Source organism: Leptospira montravelensis, assembly GCF_004770045.1.
GTDB classification, from domain to species: domain Bacteria; phylum Spirochaetota; class Leptospiria; order Leptospirales; family Leptospiraceae; genus Leptospira_A; species Leptospira_A montravelensis.
The window spans coordinates 915,227-930,921 of record NZ_RQFO01000017.1; the positions used below are offsets into that span (position 1 = coordinate 915,227).

Below are 15,695 nucleotides of genomic sequence, written 5' to 3' on the forward strand. Positions count from 1 at the left end.
AAAAGATTGACAAGGGTTTTTTATGGGATCAAATTCTTCGGAAAAGGAGTAGATTCTTTATGAAGAAATCGCTTATCGTATGTGCCTCTCTAATCGCATTTGTTGTATCTTGCGGATCCAATGATGGAGGCAGAAGAGACGCTACGACCGTAGGTAAAAATGGTTGGATTTTTGAAGGTTGGGCTTGTGCGCCTGACGCAGCTGCTGCAAAACGTGGTGAAAGCCCTGCTGAATATTGCAAAGGAAAAGAAAAAGAATTCGATTATCTTTACATGAAATTTTCTGCACGTGCTTCTGATAAAGCTATCAAAGCTAATTCAGTTGCAATGAAACAATCCACTTGCCGTGAAGCAGCTCGTCTTCAAGTTGCTGGTGATGGATTGAAAAAAATCTTAGGTGAATACTTAGAACAAGCATCTGGTGTATCTGATGGTCAATCCACAGGTTCCGTAATTGTTTCTGAATCAAAAGGTATCATCAAAGGTGTTGGGGTTTACGACTGCTGTTCACTTAACAACGAAACAGGAATTTGCGCAAATGTTGGCGAACCTGAAACTTGGGAAGAATGTCAGTGTGTTGGATACTTGCGTTATATGGGCGGACAAAAAGCTCTTGAAGCTAAGGCGACTGCAGCTCAGTAATCTGACTGTTTAGCATTCAACTTCAAAGAAGAGCCTCCTAAATTAGGAGGCTTTTTTTTGCCCTGAATAGAGATTACTTTTTAAGTTTTGGATCGAAGTAGTGTTTATGAATAAAATCTTGAACCACTTTATGTTGCAAGGCCGTTAGAGGTTGAAAAATTACCGAAGTTGTTTTTCCCGCAGTTCGATGGACCGTTCCAATAATCTCTAATGGATTTTGATGAAGAGAAAATTGAATTCTTACTTGGTCACCTTCATAAAAGATTGCCGTTGTTTGAAATGCAAGACCACCAGTTCCCAAATCAGAAAGATGCCCAGTCACTGGTGTATTTTTTGATTTTACCAGTTCCACAGTGCAAGGTACGTCTAATTTTACACGAGCATCTTTTCTTTTTTGTTTTGCCCCACCGTATTTACTATAACTATCTGAAAAAATTGACTGCTTTGAATCTGCCATTCTAACTTCCTTTATGCGAGACTAACAAAGGTTTCACAATTGATACTCTCATTGTATATTTCGCTTGTTCCCAAAAATATAGAATCCATCTGTACAGATTCTAAAGTTTCTATAAATTGACTTACGTTTGTAATTGTTAAAAGTTCTCTTTTAGTATTCTCTGGAAAACCTGTATTCTCTATGTATCGTATAAAGTGTTTGCGAAAAAGTATTAACGCATAATCATCTTCAGAAGGATAAAAATTTAACATTAAATTTAAATGCTCCAGAATGACTTCTTTGATTTCTGACCAACTAACTTTTTCTTTTGCCCTCTCAGAAAAGATCCAAGGATTTCCGATGGCTTTACGACCAATGAGAACAAGATCTACTCCATATTCTTTTTTCTTAAACATGGCTTCCGAATAACTAGTCACATCTCCATTTCCAAAAATGGGAACCATTGCTTTGGATTTGATTTCACCAATTGCATTCCAATCGGCAACACCAGAATATGCCATTGCTTTTGTTCTTCCATGCACGGAAATAGCAGAGACTCCTGATCCTTCTAATACTTTGACTGTTTCTAAATAATTTAAGGAATTAGAATCCCAACCAAGGCGAATCTTTGCTGTGACAGGAAGGTTTGTTTTTTTTCGAATTCCTTCGATCATAGCACCCGCCAATCGAACATTTCGTAAAAGACCAGCGCCTGATCCGTGATGGGAAACTTTGGCTACAGAACATCCCATATTCAAATCAATCACATCTGGATTTCTTGACGCAGCAATTTCTGATGCATTCACAACCGTTTCTAAATCCGATCCGAAAATTTGAAAAAAAATTGGTCTTTCAGTTTCTAAATAGCGAAACATATCTAAAGATTTTGTATTCCCCATTAACAATTGTTCTGTGGATACAAATTCAGTATAAGCAAAAGCCGATCCAAACCGCCTAGTTATTTGTCTATAGGGACTATCTGAAATACCAGCCATCGGCGAAAGAACAACATCACCTTTGATTGTTACTCCTCCGATGGTAATCATATTTGCTCTTTATTCTGATTCGGACTCTGAATCTCTAACGACAGCGAAGTCTTTTACAAAGTCTTCATCTTTGGTATTCACCACTTTGACACCCATCGCAGAACGACCCACCATTGAAATGGTTTTGACTTCGACACGTATTGCCATACCGGATTGAGTGATGACAAGAAGTTCATCTTCTTCTTTTACCGAAGCGATTCCCACAGCTCGTCCATTTTTTTCACCAATCTTTAAGTAGGTCATTCCTTTCCCGCCTCGACCTTTCGTTGAAAACTCTTCAAAATCGGTTCGTTTTCCAAATCCATTTTCGGAAACACAGAATAGATTTGTACCTGGTTCTACTTTTGTAATCCCGGCAATGGCATCGTCTTCTTCCAACTTCATAGCAGTTACACCAGAAGCCGTTCTACCTTGCGAACGAAGTTCGTTCAAATTCATTCGGATTGCGAGTCCATTTTTACTTCCTATAAACACATCGTAGTTACTAGGATTAGCAATTACATCAATGAGTTCATCACCATCACGAAGTCCAATCGCAATGATTCCCGATTTTTTCGTATTTGTGAATTCATCCAATTGGATTTTTTTCACAAAACCTTCTCTTGTCACCATTAGAAGATAGGACTCGTCGAAATTTCGGAATGTAAACAAGGAAGTAATGATTTCATCATCATTTAAGTTAATCACTGCCTTGAGTGATTTTCCTCGTGCTTCTTTTGAACCAATAGGTAGTTCATAAACTTTCATAAGGAAGGCTCTTCCTTTATTAGAGAAGAGCATCAAGTTATCATGAGTCATAGCACTACTTAGTTTTTTAACAAAGTCTTCTCTTTTTGTAGAGATCCCTTGAACACCCTTTCCTCCACGTTTTTGGCGACGGAAAGTATCCATAGGTAGGCGTTTGATAAACATATCTTCTGATAACTGAACTACCACTTCTTCATCTGCAATCAAATCTTCAGCGTTAAAGGTTGAAGACTCTAAGGATTCCAAACTAATTTCAGTGGAACGATTATTTCCAAATGATTGGGCAACCTTACCTAGCTCATCACAAATGATAGATTTAACTCGTTCTGGTTTAGCAAGAATGTCTTCTAAGTCAGCGATCAGTAGTCGAACCTGCTCTAATTCTTCAATGATCTTTTGTACTTCTAAAGACGTTAAACGTTGCAAACGCATTTCGAGAATTGCATCCGCTTGGATTTCAGAGAGAGCAAACGTTGCCATGAGGGAACTTTGCGCTTCTTTTACATCTTTTGAAGCTCGTATGATACGTATCACTTCATCAATATTATCAAGAGCAATACGAAGTCCTTCTAAGATATGCGCTCTTTTTTGTGCTTTATCTAAATCAAATTCAGTACGTTTGATTACGACTTCATTTCTATGATCCGCATAGGATTTTAGAATTTCTTTTAACGAAAAGATTTTTGGGCGATTGTTTAAAATCGCAAGCATCGTAATTCCATAACTCACTTGTAGTTGAGTGAGTTTGAAAAGTTGATTTAGAATGACTTGTGCATTGGCATCTTTTTTAATATGAATCTCAACTCGAATTCCTTTTCTATCTGATAGATCTAAAATTTCAGAGACTCCTTCGATGATTTTCTCATTCACAAGTTCCCCGATTTTTTCGAGTAGATTCTTTTTGTTTACTTGGTATGGAATTTCATTAATAACAATGATCTCGCGACCTTTGTTATTTTCGATGATATCAACTTTCGATCGAATCCGAATGGATCCTTTTCCTGTGGCGTAGGCTTGGTATAAACCTTCCCCGCCAATAATAGTTCCACCAGTAGGAAAATCAGGTCCTGGAAGAATTTTCATTAATTCCGGAAGTGTGATATCTGGATTTTGAATGAGAGCTATGACAGCATTTACCGATTCTTTTAAGTTATGCGGTGGAATGTTAGTTGCCATACCCACAGCAATTCCTGTTGAACCGTTTACTAAAATATTTGGGAAATTTGCTGGTAAGACATCTGGCTGTTGTCTCGTATCATCAAAGTTTGGTGAAAAACTGACTGTATTTTTTTCGATGTCCTTTAGAAGTTCTTCCGCAAGTTTCGTAAGTTTAGCTTCTGTATATCGATAAGCCGCCGCGTTATCACCGTCGACCGATCCAAAGTTTCCTTGCCCATCGATCAATGTTTCTCGCATGGAAAAGGTCTGCGCCATACGAACCATTGTTTCGTAAACCGCCGAGTCACCATGTGGGTGGTAGTTACCAATCACTTCCCCAACAATCTTTGCTGATTTTACATAAGGACGATCGGATCTCCATGCTCTTTCATTCATCGCATGTAGAATTCGTCTATGTACTGGTTTTAATCCATCTCTAACATCAGGAAGTGCTCGACCTACAATTACACTCATCGCATAATCAAGGTAAGCTTCCTTCATTTGGTCTTCAATTTCAACCGGAATGACTCTTACACCTGCTTTGAGAGCACCGGCTACATCTGGTCTGCCGGAAAGATTGAGTGCTAAAGTTTTATTTGATTCGTTTTCTTGGCCGTTTTGTTCGGTCATTTTTTTATCCTAATTCCGATTATAGATCTAAATTTGCAACTTTGTATGAATTCGCTTCAATGAAACGACGACGTGGAGATACTTCATCACCCATTAGGATATTGAATGTATCTTCTGCTTCTACAAAATCTTGTAACTTTACTTGTAACATAACTCGTTCTTTTGGATCCATAGTTGTATCCCAAAGTTGTTCTGGATTCATCTCTCCAAGTCCTTTGTACCTTTGGATCACAACTTTGTCATTGGGCCTTGATTTAAGAATTTCTTCCTTTTCTCTGTCAGAGTAAACATAGACAGCCTCTCTTCCAAACTTCAAAAGATACAATGGAGGTTGAGCCACAAACAAAGATCCTTGTTCAATGATTGGTTTCATATACCGGAAGAAAAAAGTTAATAGAAGTGTTCGGATATGAGATCCATCCACGTCCGCATCTGTCATAATGATGATTTTTTTATAACGAAGTTTTTCCACATTGAATTCATCATCACCAATTCCTGTTCCCATAACTGTGATTAGGGTTCGAATTTCTTCATTCGAAAGAATTTTATCCAAACGGGCTTTTTCCACATTTAGAATTTTACCTTTAAGTGGAAGGATTGCTTGGGTATTTCTATCTCTTCCTTGTTTTGCTGATCCACCCGCCGAGTCTCCCTCGACAAGATACAATTCGCAATGTTCTGGATCTTTTTCGGAACAGTCCGCTAACTTTCCAGGTAGGCCGCCACCTTCTAAAACCGTCTTACGTCTTGTTAGGTCTCGTGCTCGTCTCGCTGCTTCTCTTGCTTTGGATGCTAGAATACATTTCTCTAAAATCTTTTTGATGACTGCAGGATTTTCTTCAAAGAAACGATTGAGCCCTTCGCCTGTGATTGTCTGCATCAGACCCTTCACTTCTGCGTTCACTAACTTTTCTTTTGTTTGTGAGTTAAACTGGGGCTGTGGGATTTTGATGGATATGACTGCGCAAAGTCCTTCTTTGATATCATCCCCTTGCAAACCATTGGGTTGTTTTTTAAAAAGGACCTGATCTTTTTTTAAGTGATCATTCAAAGTCCGAGTAAGGGCTGTTCGAAAACCTTCTAAGTGAGTTCCACCTAAGTTGTTATTAATGGCGTTGGTAAAACAAAAAATATTTTCGCTGTAAGTATCACAATATTGGAGAGCAATTTCTGCCCAAACATTTTCTTTTTCACCGACAAAGTGCAAAACTTTGTGCAAAGGATGTTTTGCTTCCGTGATGTATTCAACGAAGGAAACAATCCCTCCATCAAATTTAAATTCGTGTTTTGCAACTTCTTCTTTTCTTTGATCTTCAATACGAATGAGTAGACCTTTATTTAAAAAAGCAATTTCTCTAAATCTTGCAGAAAGGGTATCAAAAGAAAAATCAACAGTGGTAAAAATAGTATCGTCTGCTTTAAAACGAACGACTGTTCCACGGTGTGTTGTATCACCTATAATTTTTACATCTTCAACAGGAACACCTGCTTGGTATTTTTGGTAATGTAACTTTCCATCTTGGTGGACTTCTACTTCTAAATAAGTAGAAAGAGCATTCACAACGGAAACCCCTACCCCGTGCAAACCACCAGATACTTTATAGGCATCGTTTTCAAACTTTCCACCAGCGTGTAAAATGGTTAAAACCACTTCAATGGTGGATTTACCTTTGTCAGGGTGAATTCCAGTGGGAATTCCGCGACCGTTATCTCGAACTTCAATGATATGGTCTGGTAAAATGCGGACATCAATTTCTGTACAATGGCCAGCCATTGCCTCATCCACAGAGTTATCCACAACCTCATAAACCATCTTATGTAGGCCGGACTCGTCTTGGGTTCCGATATACATTCCGGGGCGTTTCCGCACCGCTTCTAGACCCTCTAGGATCTTAATTTTCGAGGCTGAATAGGCGTTTGGATCGGTTTGGTTGGACATAGATTTATAAGATACCCTATAGGAAGTATCCTAGAAAGACCCTCGAAGGGCAAGTGAAAACGAGGAGTTTTGGGCGGCTTTAAGACCTAGGATTCTGGAATTCGTTTCCTGTTTTAAATTGAATTTTTTCCAATAAAACCGGGTTTGTAATTGAGTTCACTTTCGTTAAAAGTTCCGTCTTTTGGAACTCCAATTCCTGGGAGATCATCGAGTGACGACAAACAACTGTGAGTTTTTTTCCATCAATAGATTTGGGAAAACTCTGTTTACCAAAGTATTCACCTACTATGTCATTCCATTTGAGTCGTAGGGTTTTCAAAATTTGGTCTCGAAAGATAGATTCCCTGTCCATACCCAATTTTTCTAAACTTTGGAAGAGTTCTGAGAGTTCGACCTTTTTCATTTCTCTGAAAACACCTTTACTTTTCCGGCTTCCACTTGGTAAATTTCTTTATCAACGGTTAGGTTTCCCACATATTCATGAATCCCTTCTAAATCTGTGGTTGTAAAAAAAGCCTGACCACATTCTGAAATCAGATTCACAAAGTATTCTCTCCGTTTCACATCCAACTCCCGAATGATATCATCAATCAGTAGGACAGGAGCTTCTCCCGTCGTATCACGAATCATTTGAAAACAGGCAGTTTTTAGAGCAATGACCGCACTTCGTTTTTGGCCTTGGGATCCAAACCCACTCAAATCTTTATCATCAAATCCAATCGGTAGTGTGTCCCGATGGTTTCCGCAACTCGTGTAACCGATGGCTCTGTCCTTTCGGAGATTATCGATGAGTTTTTGTCTATGTTCTTCTTTGGATGCGATATTGGGTTTGTAGGTTAAAAAGAAGGGATCTTTTCCAGAACTTAACTGTTGTAAGTTTTTATGAAAGTATCCAGCCAGGCTTTCGATAGTTTTGGTTCTGATTTCACGAATTTCTGCATCATGTTCGATGATGGGTTCATCCCAAATTCCAATTTCACGATCTGTGGAATTTTCTTTTTTTAAAGCAGTGTTCCTTTGTTTGAGCAAACGATCATATTCAATGAGTTGTTTTAAATAATAACGATTGGTGGAAGAAATAAAGGCATCTAAAAAACGGCGGCGCTCCACGTTTCCATCTTCAATGATGAGGATGTCAGGTGGACTCATTACAATCGAACGAAAGTATCCTACATAGTCAGAGATTTTTTTAAACTCTTCCCCGTTGACTTTCAATTTCTTTCGTTTGGAATAGGAATGTTCAATTCCATATTCAAATAAATAATCATTTTCTTCGGATTCAAATTCAGCACGGATGAAGGTATCTTTTGTTTCCCAACGAAGGAGTTGGTTTTGGTCTGATTCGCGAAAACTTTTTAAATAGGAAAGAAGTGAAATTGATTCTAGAAGGTTTGTCTTACCTTCTCCATTGTTTCCAATAAAAAAGATAAGACGTGATTTGAATGTTAGTTCTGTTTCTTCGTGATTCCGAAAATTCTTTATGTAAATTTTCTTTAGAAACATTAAAGTTTCATTGGCATAATGACAGAAACAAAGTCGCTATCCGATGGATCTTTAAAAAGAACTGGTGCACTGGAAGTGGTGAATTCCAAAATGACTTCCGGATCATCCACAGCTTTTACCACATCACTCAAATAATCTCCTTTGAATGCGATGGTGATTGCTTCGCCGTTATATTCAATTGGCATATTGTGATCAAACATCATCGTTCCAGGATTGGAAGAACTGATATTCACATTTCCTTTCGTAAAAGCCAAACGAATTTGTTTTGAAGGTTCTTCTGCAGAAATCAAAGCTTGTTTCAAAAAAGTTAAGAAGTCAGCTTTTACCACACGAACTGATTCCGAAGTTTGTTTTGGAATCACTTGTTCATAATCAGGAAAGTTTCCATCAATGAGTTTGAATAGAAGTTCTACGTTTCCAGAAGAAACATAAATTTGTTCTTCTACAAATCCAATCTTTGCAGTTTCTTTTCCTTCTATCATCTTAAGCATTTCACGAACTGCTTTATGAGGAATGATCACACCATTTTTAAATGGAAACTGTTTTGGGAACTTACGAACTATTTTAGAAAGACGACGTCCATCGGTTCCAACAACAATTAGATCCGTATTGTCTGGTTTTAAAAAGAGACCATTAAAAACAAAACGTGTTTCTTCAATTGCCATCGCGTAAGAAGTTTTACGAAACATCTCACGAATGGTTTGGCAAGGAAATTCAACCACACTTGCTTCATCTACTTTCGGAATGGTTTTGATATCTTCTGAATCGATTCCGTTGACTTTGAACTTTGTGTCCATCTTACCGCTGGCATCAGTGATGGTTGTTTCCGAATTTTCTGATTGGTCAGTAGTTGTGAGTAAACTTGTATCGAAGTTTAGATTTTTAAAAATACTCGATAGTTGTTTTGCAGGTAAGGATGCGATTCCCTTTTCTCCAATGGTGGAAGGTACAGAAGTTTTGATGGCGATCTCGAGATCTGTCGCTGAAAGATAAACTTCATTTTCACCTGTTTGGATTTTGAGATTGGAGAGAGCCGATTTAATCTCTCGAACTGAGATGACTCCATCCACTGAGTTGATTGCTTTTAGGAATTCTGTAGTATTGACAGTGAATTTCATTTTTCCTCTTCTTCTTATTTATATTATATATCTTTATATATATTATGTCGTTTCCGTTGGTTCTGTCAGTATGTCGATAAAGCCCGGAAACATCAATTTTTATTGAATTATGTCAGGTTTTTTCCTTTTTGCAACTGTCAATATTTATGTCACTTTGAACAGGTTGTGGAATACTTAAGGGACAATAAGGACTGACTATGTCCTATCGACGGTTTATCGACAGGTAATGGTCGGATTAATCACAGGTTATTGGAAACTTATCTTGTGTTTGATGGAGTGAAATACGTCTTCCCACTGGGATTCTGTTTTCATTCGCTCTTTGAATTTATCAATGCCGTGGATGACAGTCGAATGTGTGGTCGAAAAAATTCTGCCAATTTGTGCCTTCGGAACATGGAGAACATCGTGAAGGAGGAGCATACAGAGATGTCTTGGAGGAATGAAATCGGCTTTGCGGCTTTTGCCTAGTAAATCTTTGCGCGCGATGTTTGTCCTTTCACAGACAAGATCGATGACCATATCCGGGTTGAATCCAATTCTTTTTTTGTTAGTTAAAAAACGTGCTTCCGCTATTTCTTGAATTTTTTCTTCCGTAAGTAAAAAGTATTCATAAGCCTTTTTGTATAAAACCAAATCGTTTACGATACCAATGAGAGCCCTTGAATCCCCTTCCAATCGTTCGGCAAGCCAAAGAAGAAGTTTGTCACTGGCGGGAATATTGAATTCGGAAAAATTGGCTCGCAAAAGTTCAATGCGTAGAGCCAAGTCATGGGATTTGACATCGGCTTGGAGACCATGCACAAATCGAGATTTGAGCCTTTCGTGTAACGGCAGTTCGTAACTCGGTCTGTCGGATGCGATCACAATCTGGCGTTTTCTATCGTAAAGAAAATTGAAAAGAGCAAAAAACTCCTCTTGGGTTTTTTCCGCCCCTCCATTCAAAAATTGAATGTCGTCAAAGAGTAAAACATTATAAGACTGGTATCGAATTTTAAAAGATTCGAGTGACTCCCGATTGTTTTGACGAACCGTAAAAATAAACTCATTCAAAAATGAAGTGCTGTTTACATATCGAACCGTTTTCCAAGGATCTTTCTTTTTGATCTCGTTTCCTATGGCATGTAATAGGTGTGTTTTACCCACACCGACTGGTCCAAAAATATACAATGGATTGTATTTCCCTGGTTGTTCGGCCACACTTTTTGCCGCCGTATAGGCAATGCGATTGGAATCAGAAGTGATATAATTGCTAAAAATGAACTCTGGATTTAGATCCGAGTCGGATTCATCAAATTTGGATTGGATGACTTCCTTAAAAATTTGTGTAGATGTTTCTGATTCTGCAAGAATCGACACACGAAAACGATCACCTACTACTTGATAGACGGCGTCTTCAATGAAAGTAGTGTATTTTGTTTCCACGTGACGTTTGATTCCTGTGGAAGGAGCCGTTAAGTGAACCACCTGGTTCTCAGATTTATCAAATCGAAGTGGTGCAATGAAATTGGAAAAGTACTTGGGAGGTATCTGTTTCGATATTTCTTCTAAAATTTCTTCCCAACGTATGTCCAAGTTTCCCGCCCTAAATGTGAAATCGGGTACTATACTTTTAGCAAGTAGGTAGAATTCAAATGAAAAATCCGAAAACGATCCAAACTAGAAAAAATAGTCGAACCGAATAAAAAAATTATGTCCCTTAATTGAATTGACTGGAATTTACCTTGTAATCTGTGTTAGGTGTTCATTTTTTCAATAGGTGAATTTTTAATATTTATCAGCTTTTTATCACTATGTGGCTAAACGTAAAAATAATTGTGATAAAAGAACATACTCAAGTGCTGGAATTTCATAATGAAGTTTCATTTTAAAATCTAAGATGGCTTCAATCCTTCCAACATTGGCTTCAAAGTTTTTTTGTCTGTATTCATAAAGTAATAACAAACAAATCATTTCTAAAAAATCAATTCCTGTAAGTCCTTCTTTATTAGATCGAAATTCTCCGAGTTGGTCTCGCACCCAGTTTTCTAATTTAAAAAGTAAAATGGAATCGTGACAATGTTCTCTTACATTTTCATGCCATTCTTCTAAAAATTCATCTGAGATTTCAAATGGATTCAGTGATCCACCATAATAAAGTTTTGATTCAGTCATTTCATCTCTACGAATTTTTTTGATTTCGTTTTGAGGGAGATAGTTGAAAGGAACACAAACTGATCGAGATACAATGGTTGGTTTTAAATTTTTTAAATCGTTAACAATCAGAATGAACTTTGTATGTGCAGGAGGTTCTTCTAAAGTTTTCAGAAGAGTGGTTTCTGCTTCATTGTTAATTCGATTGGCTTCCGGAAATAATACAACTCGGTAATCTGATGTATGTGGTTTGAAAGGAATCCTTGCTGATAACAACCATCGGATGGTAAAATCTTCCGGATCTTTTTCTTTTCCAATGGCTATGTTTTTTCTTCGGGGAAATTGAATGAAGTCGGGATGCACACCCTTCATAAATTGTCTGCAGGAATCACAAACTCCACAAGAGGTTCCTTCTAAACAAAGGAGTTGTCTCGAGAATCGTTCTGCTGCCGTCCACTTCCCCACTCCATCGGGTCCATAAAAAATAATGGAACCAGGAATTCGTGTCCTATCTTTTAAAAAAGATTTTAAGTAAGTCAGTGCAACATCTTGGCCTGACACTTGGTCGAATGAAAACAAAGCATCAGCCATTGGTCTTTAATATACCGGAGTGAGCCAGTTCATATAACTTGGTTGTTCACCACGAACCGCTTCAAAAAAGATAGATTGGATTTTTTTGGTGATGGGACCTATGTTTCCATTTCCAATCACACGACGATCCACTTCTTTCACCCAAGCCACTTGCACACCCGTGCCTGAAAAAAATAATTCATCAGCAATATAAAGTTCAGATCGAGCAATGTCTCTTTCCACAACTTGGATTCCTAAGTCTTTTGCAATTTGAATGATACTTCTTCTTGTGATCCCTTCTAAAATAGAAGATGGAATGGTAGGTGTATGGATCACACCATCACGAACGATAAAAAGATTTTCGGCAGAACCCTCTGATACAAATCCTCTCGCATCTAAAAAGATAGCTTCATCCATTCCGTTTTGAACGGCTTCTGATTTTGCAAGAGCAGAGTTTACATACCCACCACTCACTTTAGAAAGAGTAGGAATTTGGTTATCAGAAAATCTTTGCCAAGAAGAAACGATAGTAGTTAGTCCATTTTGAGTATCAAGGTAATCATCCAACTTCAAAGCATAAACGGTGATATCTGCCTTCACATCATGGAAACGTGGGGAAAGTTGTAAGGCAGAAGTATAAATGAAAGGTCGTAAGTATACATTTTGTTTTGCTTCATTTTTACGAAGCAGATCCAAGATAATGGATTGGATTTCTTCCGGTGTGATTTGAATTTGCAGCTGCATGATCTTTGTGGAGTTCTCAAGTCGTTTGCAATGTTCTGGCAATCGGAAGACAAAAAGGTTTTTTTTCGCTTCGTTATAATATCCACGGATTCCACCGAAGACACCTGTCCCATATTGTAAGGCGTGGGTTTGGACGCTGACTTTCGCGTCCTCGGAAGGAACAATCTTTCCTTCGAAGTATGTATAAGGGAATGAATTCTGAGCCATTGAGATTCCTATCACTCCAATCTTCTGGAGTTTCAAAATTAGAAAATGAATTTTATCTTTTTTTCTCTCGAAGCTTAGGCCGATGATTTTGATATCGTTCTAAGGAGTAGATTCTCTAATCTCTCTCCCTCGCTTTTTTATAAGAACTGAATCACTAAGAAGACATAATATGAATCCATCCTTTTATCCCAATCAATTTGATTGTATCGTCGTTGGTGCCGGTCATGCCGGAACTGAAGCTGCTTATATCTCTGCCAAAGCGGGGCTCAAAACTTTACTCATTACAATGAACTTGGATACCATCGGACAGATGAGTTGCAATCCTGCCATCGGTGGAATTGCCAAAGGACATATGGTTCGCGAAGTGGATGCTCTTGGTGGACTGATGGGTCGGGTGATTGATCAAACCGGAATTCAATTTAAGATGTTAAACACATCGAAGGGTCCTTCCGTTTGGGCCCCGCGCGCGCAAGCAGAGAAAAAACAATACCAGCTCATGATCAAACACCAATTGGAAAAATTAAAAACACTCTCTATAAGACAAGATACAGTTGAGGATTTGATTGTTGAGGGAAACCAAGTGACTGGTGTCGTCACTGGTCGTGGATTTACTTTTTATACAAATCATGTGATCCTAACCACAGGAACTTTTTTATCGAGTGTGATTCATATTGGAACTTACCAAAAGGAATCGGGTCGGATCGGGGAACCAACAACCAAAGGTTTATCACACACACTTGCTCGTTTTGAATTACGACTTGGAAGACTCAAAACTGGAACCCCTGCTCGTGTTCATAAAAATTCCATCAACTTTGATGGACTCGATGTACAAGATGGTGATGAGAACCCGCGCCCCTTTTCTTTTTCAACAAGTAAAATCGACCGCAAACAAATTCCTTGTTACATCACTTACACCAACGACACCACTCATGAACTCATCAAACAAAACTTAGAATTCTCTCCGATGTATTCCGGTCAGATCAAGAGTATTGGCCCAAGGTATTGCCCTTCGATTGAAGATAAGGTGGTTCGGTTTGCAGAAAGAGATCGCCACCAAATTTTTATCGAACCGGAAGGATATGAAACCAACGAGATGTATCTCAATGGTGTTTCCACAAGTTTGCCTGAGGAAGTACAATGGAAGTTTCTTCGAAGCATCAAAGGTTTGGAAGAAGTGGAACTCATGCGTCCGGGTTACGCCATCGAATACGATTTTGTAGATCCTACGGAACTAAATCCCACACTCGAAACTAAAAAAGTAAAAGGCCTTTACCATGCCGGCCAAATCAACGGAACCACAGGTTACGAAGAAGCGGCGGCACAAGGACTAGTTGCTGCATACAATGTGATTCGTTCTGTAAGAAAAGAAGAGCCTATTCTTTTCAAACGAAGTGAATCTTACATCGGAGTTCTTGTGGATGATTTGGTTTATAAAGGTGTGGAAGATCCATACCGAATGTTCACAAGTCGTGCCGAATATCGATTGCTTCTCCGCCAAGACAACGCAGACCAAAGACTGATGCAGTATGGATACGAGATGGGACTTGTTGATGAGTCTCTCTATACAGATATGAAAGATCGTTATGCTCGGATCGATAAAATCAAAACGCAAATGTTTGTAACATCGATGAAGCCAACAGAAGAACTCACAAAGGTTTTGGAAGAGAAGAAGATTGAGAATTATAAGTTTGGCCACACGGTTGCTTCGTTTCTAAAACGATCTGATATCAAAATCGAAGACATCGAAACTTTTGTACCCGACCTACAAAACTTAAACGAAGATGAAAAGGCAGTTTTGGAAATGGAAGTCAAATACGAAGGCTATCTAAAACGCGAGTTGGAAACGATTGAATACCGTAAGAAGTTTTTAAACTTTCAAATTCCAAATGATTTTGATTACGCCGCTGTGAAAGGTTTGAAGACGGAAGCAGTCGTGAAGTTAGAAAAACACCGACCTATGAATTTAGAAAATGCTCTCCATATCTCAGGCGTGGATCCTTCTGATGTGGATCTTCTGCTCTATCATTTGGTGGATCGACGATAACTCAAAAGATAAACGAACAGCCTTCTCGAAATCAAAAAGCCAAGAGGGGTTTTCCTTCTTGGCTTTTTTTATACCATCTTCGTTGCATCATTCTACTGAATTAGAGACCTTTAGGTTTTATATCAGAATCTAAAATTCAGATTTTTGAAAGACCAGAGGCAGACTTTTAACTTTATGAAATCAAACTTTGGATGAAAGCTAAGATAATGGTTCTTTCACTTTGACTCTGATTTTTATTTCAGCAAGGATCCTTTCTATGTTTCTAAATTTGTAGGTACCAACCTTTGATGATTCAATCGATACCTACTTTCTTGTTCTAATGGTTTCTATTCGTAGACGAGCACGTGGGTCTTTTCGAGGATCCAGTTATCCCCTTGTTTCACGTGAAACGAATGTGACTCCAGACTTCCATCTGCTTTGTATTTCAGTTTATGCACACGGCGGTTTTCACCTTGGAAAAATTCTCTCTCCACTAGGTTTCCCTTTGTATCAAACTTAAAATGAATTTCACCAAGACCTTTCTTCTTATCATCAGTCAGATATTGGATTTGAACATTCGGATGTTTTGGATCGATTTGAAAAAGATGAATGTAAAAGATGGAGAAGGAAGACTGCTCATTGTTTATTCCATCGAGAGTGATGGTGAAGGAAATGTCTTTGCTGCTGAAGGTAAAAACTTAGAAACCAAAGACAATGAATCTTTTCGATTTCAAATCGATCCAAAACATCCGAATGTTCAAATCCAATATCTGACTGATGATAAGAAGAAAGGTCTTGGTGAA

General features: G+C 38.3%; 12 protein-coding genes and 1 pseudogene. 3 read left to right on the top strand and 10 right to left on the bottom strand.

Translation table 11 applies throughout. The features are described 5' to 3' along the window. Positions 1-59 precede the first annotated feature (59 nt). Positions 60-641, top strand: a complete 582-nt coding sequence (locus EHQ31_RS18240; protein WP_135572710.1) for a lipoprotein LipL21 — start codon at positions 60-62, stop codon at positions 639-641. Between the two features lie 73 nt (positions 642-714). On the opposite strand, the gene EHQ31_RS18245 is transcribed toward EHQ31_RS18240, so the two are convergent. The 10 genes from EHQ31_RS18245 to EHQ31_RS18290 form a co-directional block, all read right to left on the bottom strand. Continuing rightward, a complete protein-coding gene (locus EHQ31_RS18245) occupies positions 715-1,098 on the bottom strand; it encodes a PilZ domain-containing protein (protein ID WP_135572712.1) in 384 nt (127 codons plus the stop codon). An 11-nt stretch (positions 1,099-1,109) separates the two neighbouring features. Next, positions 1,110-2,123, bottom strand: a complete 1,014-nt coding sequence (locus EHQ31_RS18250; RefSeq protein ID WP_135572714.1) for a tRNA dihydrouridine synthase — start codon at positions 2,121-2,123, stop codon at positions 1,110-1,112. A gap of 9 nt (positions 2,124-2,132) precedes the next feature. Further along, a complete protein-coding gene (gene gyrA / locus EHQ31_RS18255) occupies positions 2,133-4,658 on the bottom strand; it encodes a DNA gyrase subunit A (RefSeq protein ID WP_135572716.1) in 2,526 nt (841 codons plus the stop codon). Positions 4,659-4,677: 19 nt separating this feature from the next. After that, positions 4,678-6,597: a DNA topoisomerase (ATP-hydrolyzing) subunit B gene (gene gyrB, locus EHQ31_RS18260; RefSeq protein ID WP_135572718.1), complete on the bottom strand. Its 1,920-nt coding sequence runs from the start codon at positions 6,595-6,597 to the stop codon at positions 4,678-4,680. A 79-nt stretch (positions 6,598-6,676) separates the two neighbouring features. After that, positions 6,677-7,000 (bottom strand): DciA family protein, encoded by a 324-nt coding sequence (locus tag EHQ31_RS18265; RefSeq protein ID WP_135572720.1) that lies wholly within the window; start codon positions 6,998-7,000, stop codon positions 6,677-6,679. After that, positions 6,997-8,100 (bottom strand): DNA replication/repair protein RecF, encoded by a 1,104-nt coding sequence (recF, locus tag EHQ31_RS18270; RefSeq protein ID WP_135572722.1) that lies wholly within the window; start codon positions 8,098-8,100, stop codon positions 6,997-6,999. The genes EHQ31_RS18265 and recF overlap by 4 nt, the downstream gene beginning before the upstream one ends. Continuing rightward, positions 8,100-9,218, bottom strand: a complete 1,119-nt coding sequence (dnaN, locus tag EHQ31_RS18275; protein WP_135572724.1) for a DNA polymerase III subunit beta — start codon at positions 9,216-9,218, stop codon at positions 8,100-8,102. Before dnaN ends, recF begins: the two co-directional genes overlap by 1 nt. 246 nt (positions 9,219-9,464) lie before the next feature. Beyond that, a complete protein-coding gene (dnaA, locus tag EHQ31_RS18280) occupies positions 9,465-10,790 on the bottom strand; it encodes a chromosomal replication initiator protein DnaA (protein WP_135572726.1) in 1,326 nt (441 codons plus the stop codon). A gap of 216 nt (positions 10,791-11,006) precedes the next feature. Next, complete coding sequence (locus tag EHQ31_RS18285) at positions 11,007-11,939, bottom strand: hypothetical protein (RefSeq protein ID WP_135572728.1); 933 nt, start codon at positions 11,937-11,939, stop codon at positions 11,007-11,009. Between the two features lie 6 nt (positions 11,940-11,945). Then, a complete protein-coding gene (locus EHQ31_RS18290; protein ID WP_135572730.1) occupies positions 11,946-12,869 on the bottom strand; it encodes a branched-chain amino acid transaminase in 924 nt (307 codons plus the stop codon). Between the two features lie 169 nt (positions 12,870-13,038). Here EHQ31_RS18290 and mnmG point away from each other — a divergent pair, with 169 nt between their 5' ends. Together mnmG and EHQ31_RS18305 are read left to right on the top strand one after the other, a co-directional pair. Then, positions 13,039-14,913, top strand: coding sequence for a tRNA uridine-5-carboxymethylaminomethyl(34) synthesis enzyme MnmG (gene mnmG, locus EHQ31_RS18295; protein WP_135572732.1), 1,875 nt, complete (start codon positions 13,039-13,041; stop codon positions 14,911-14,913). Positions 14,914-15,413: 500 nt separating this feature from the next. Next, positions 15,414-15,695 (top strand): annotated as a pseudogene (locus EHQ31_RS18305) (hypothetical protein); the annotation flags it as partial.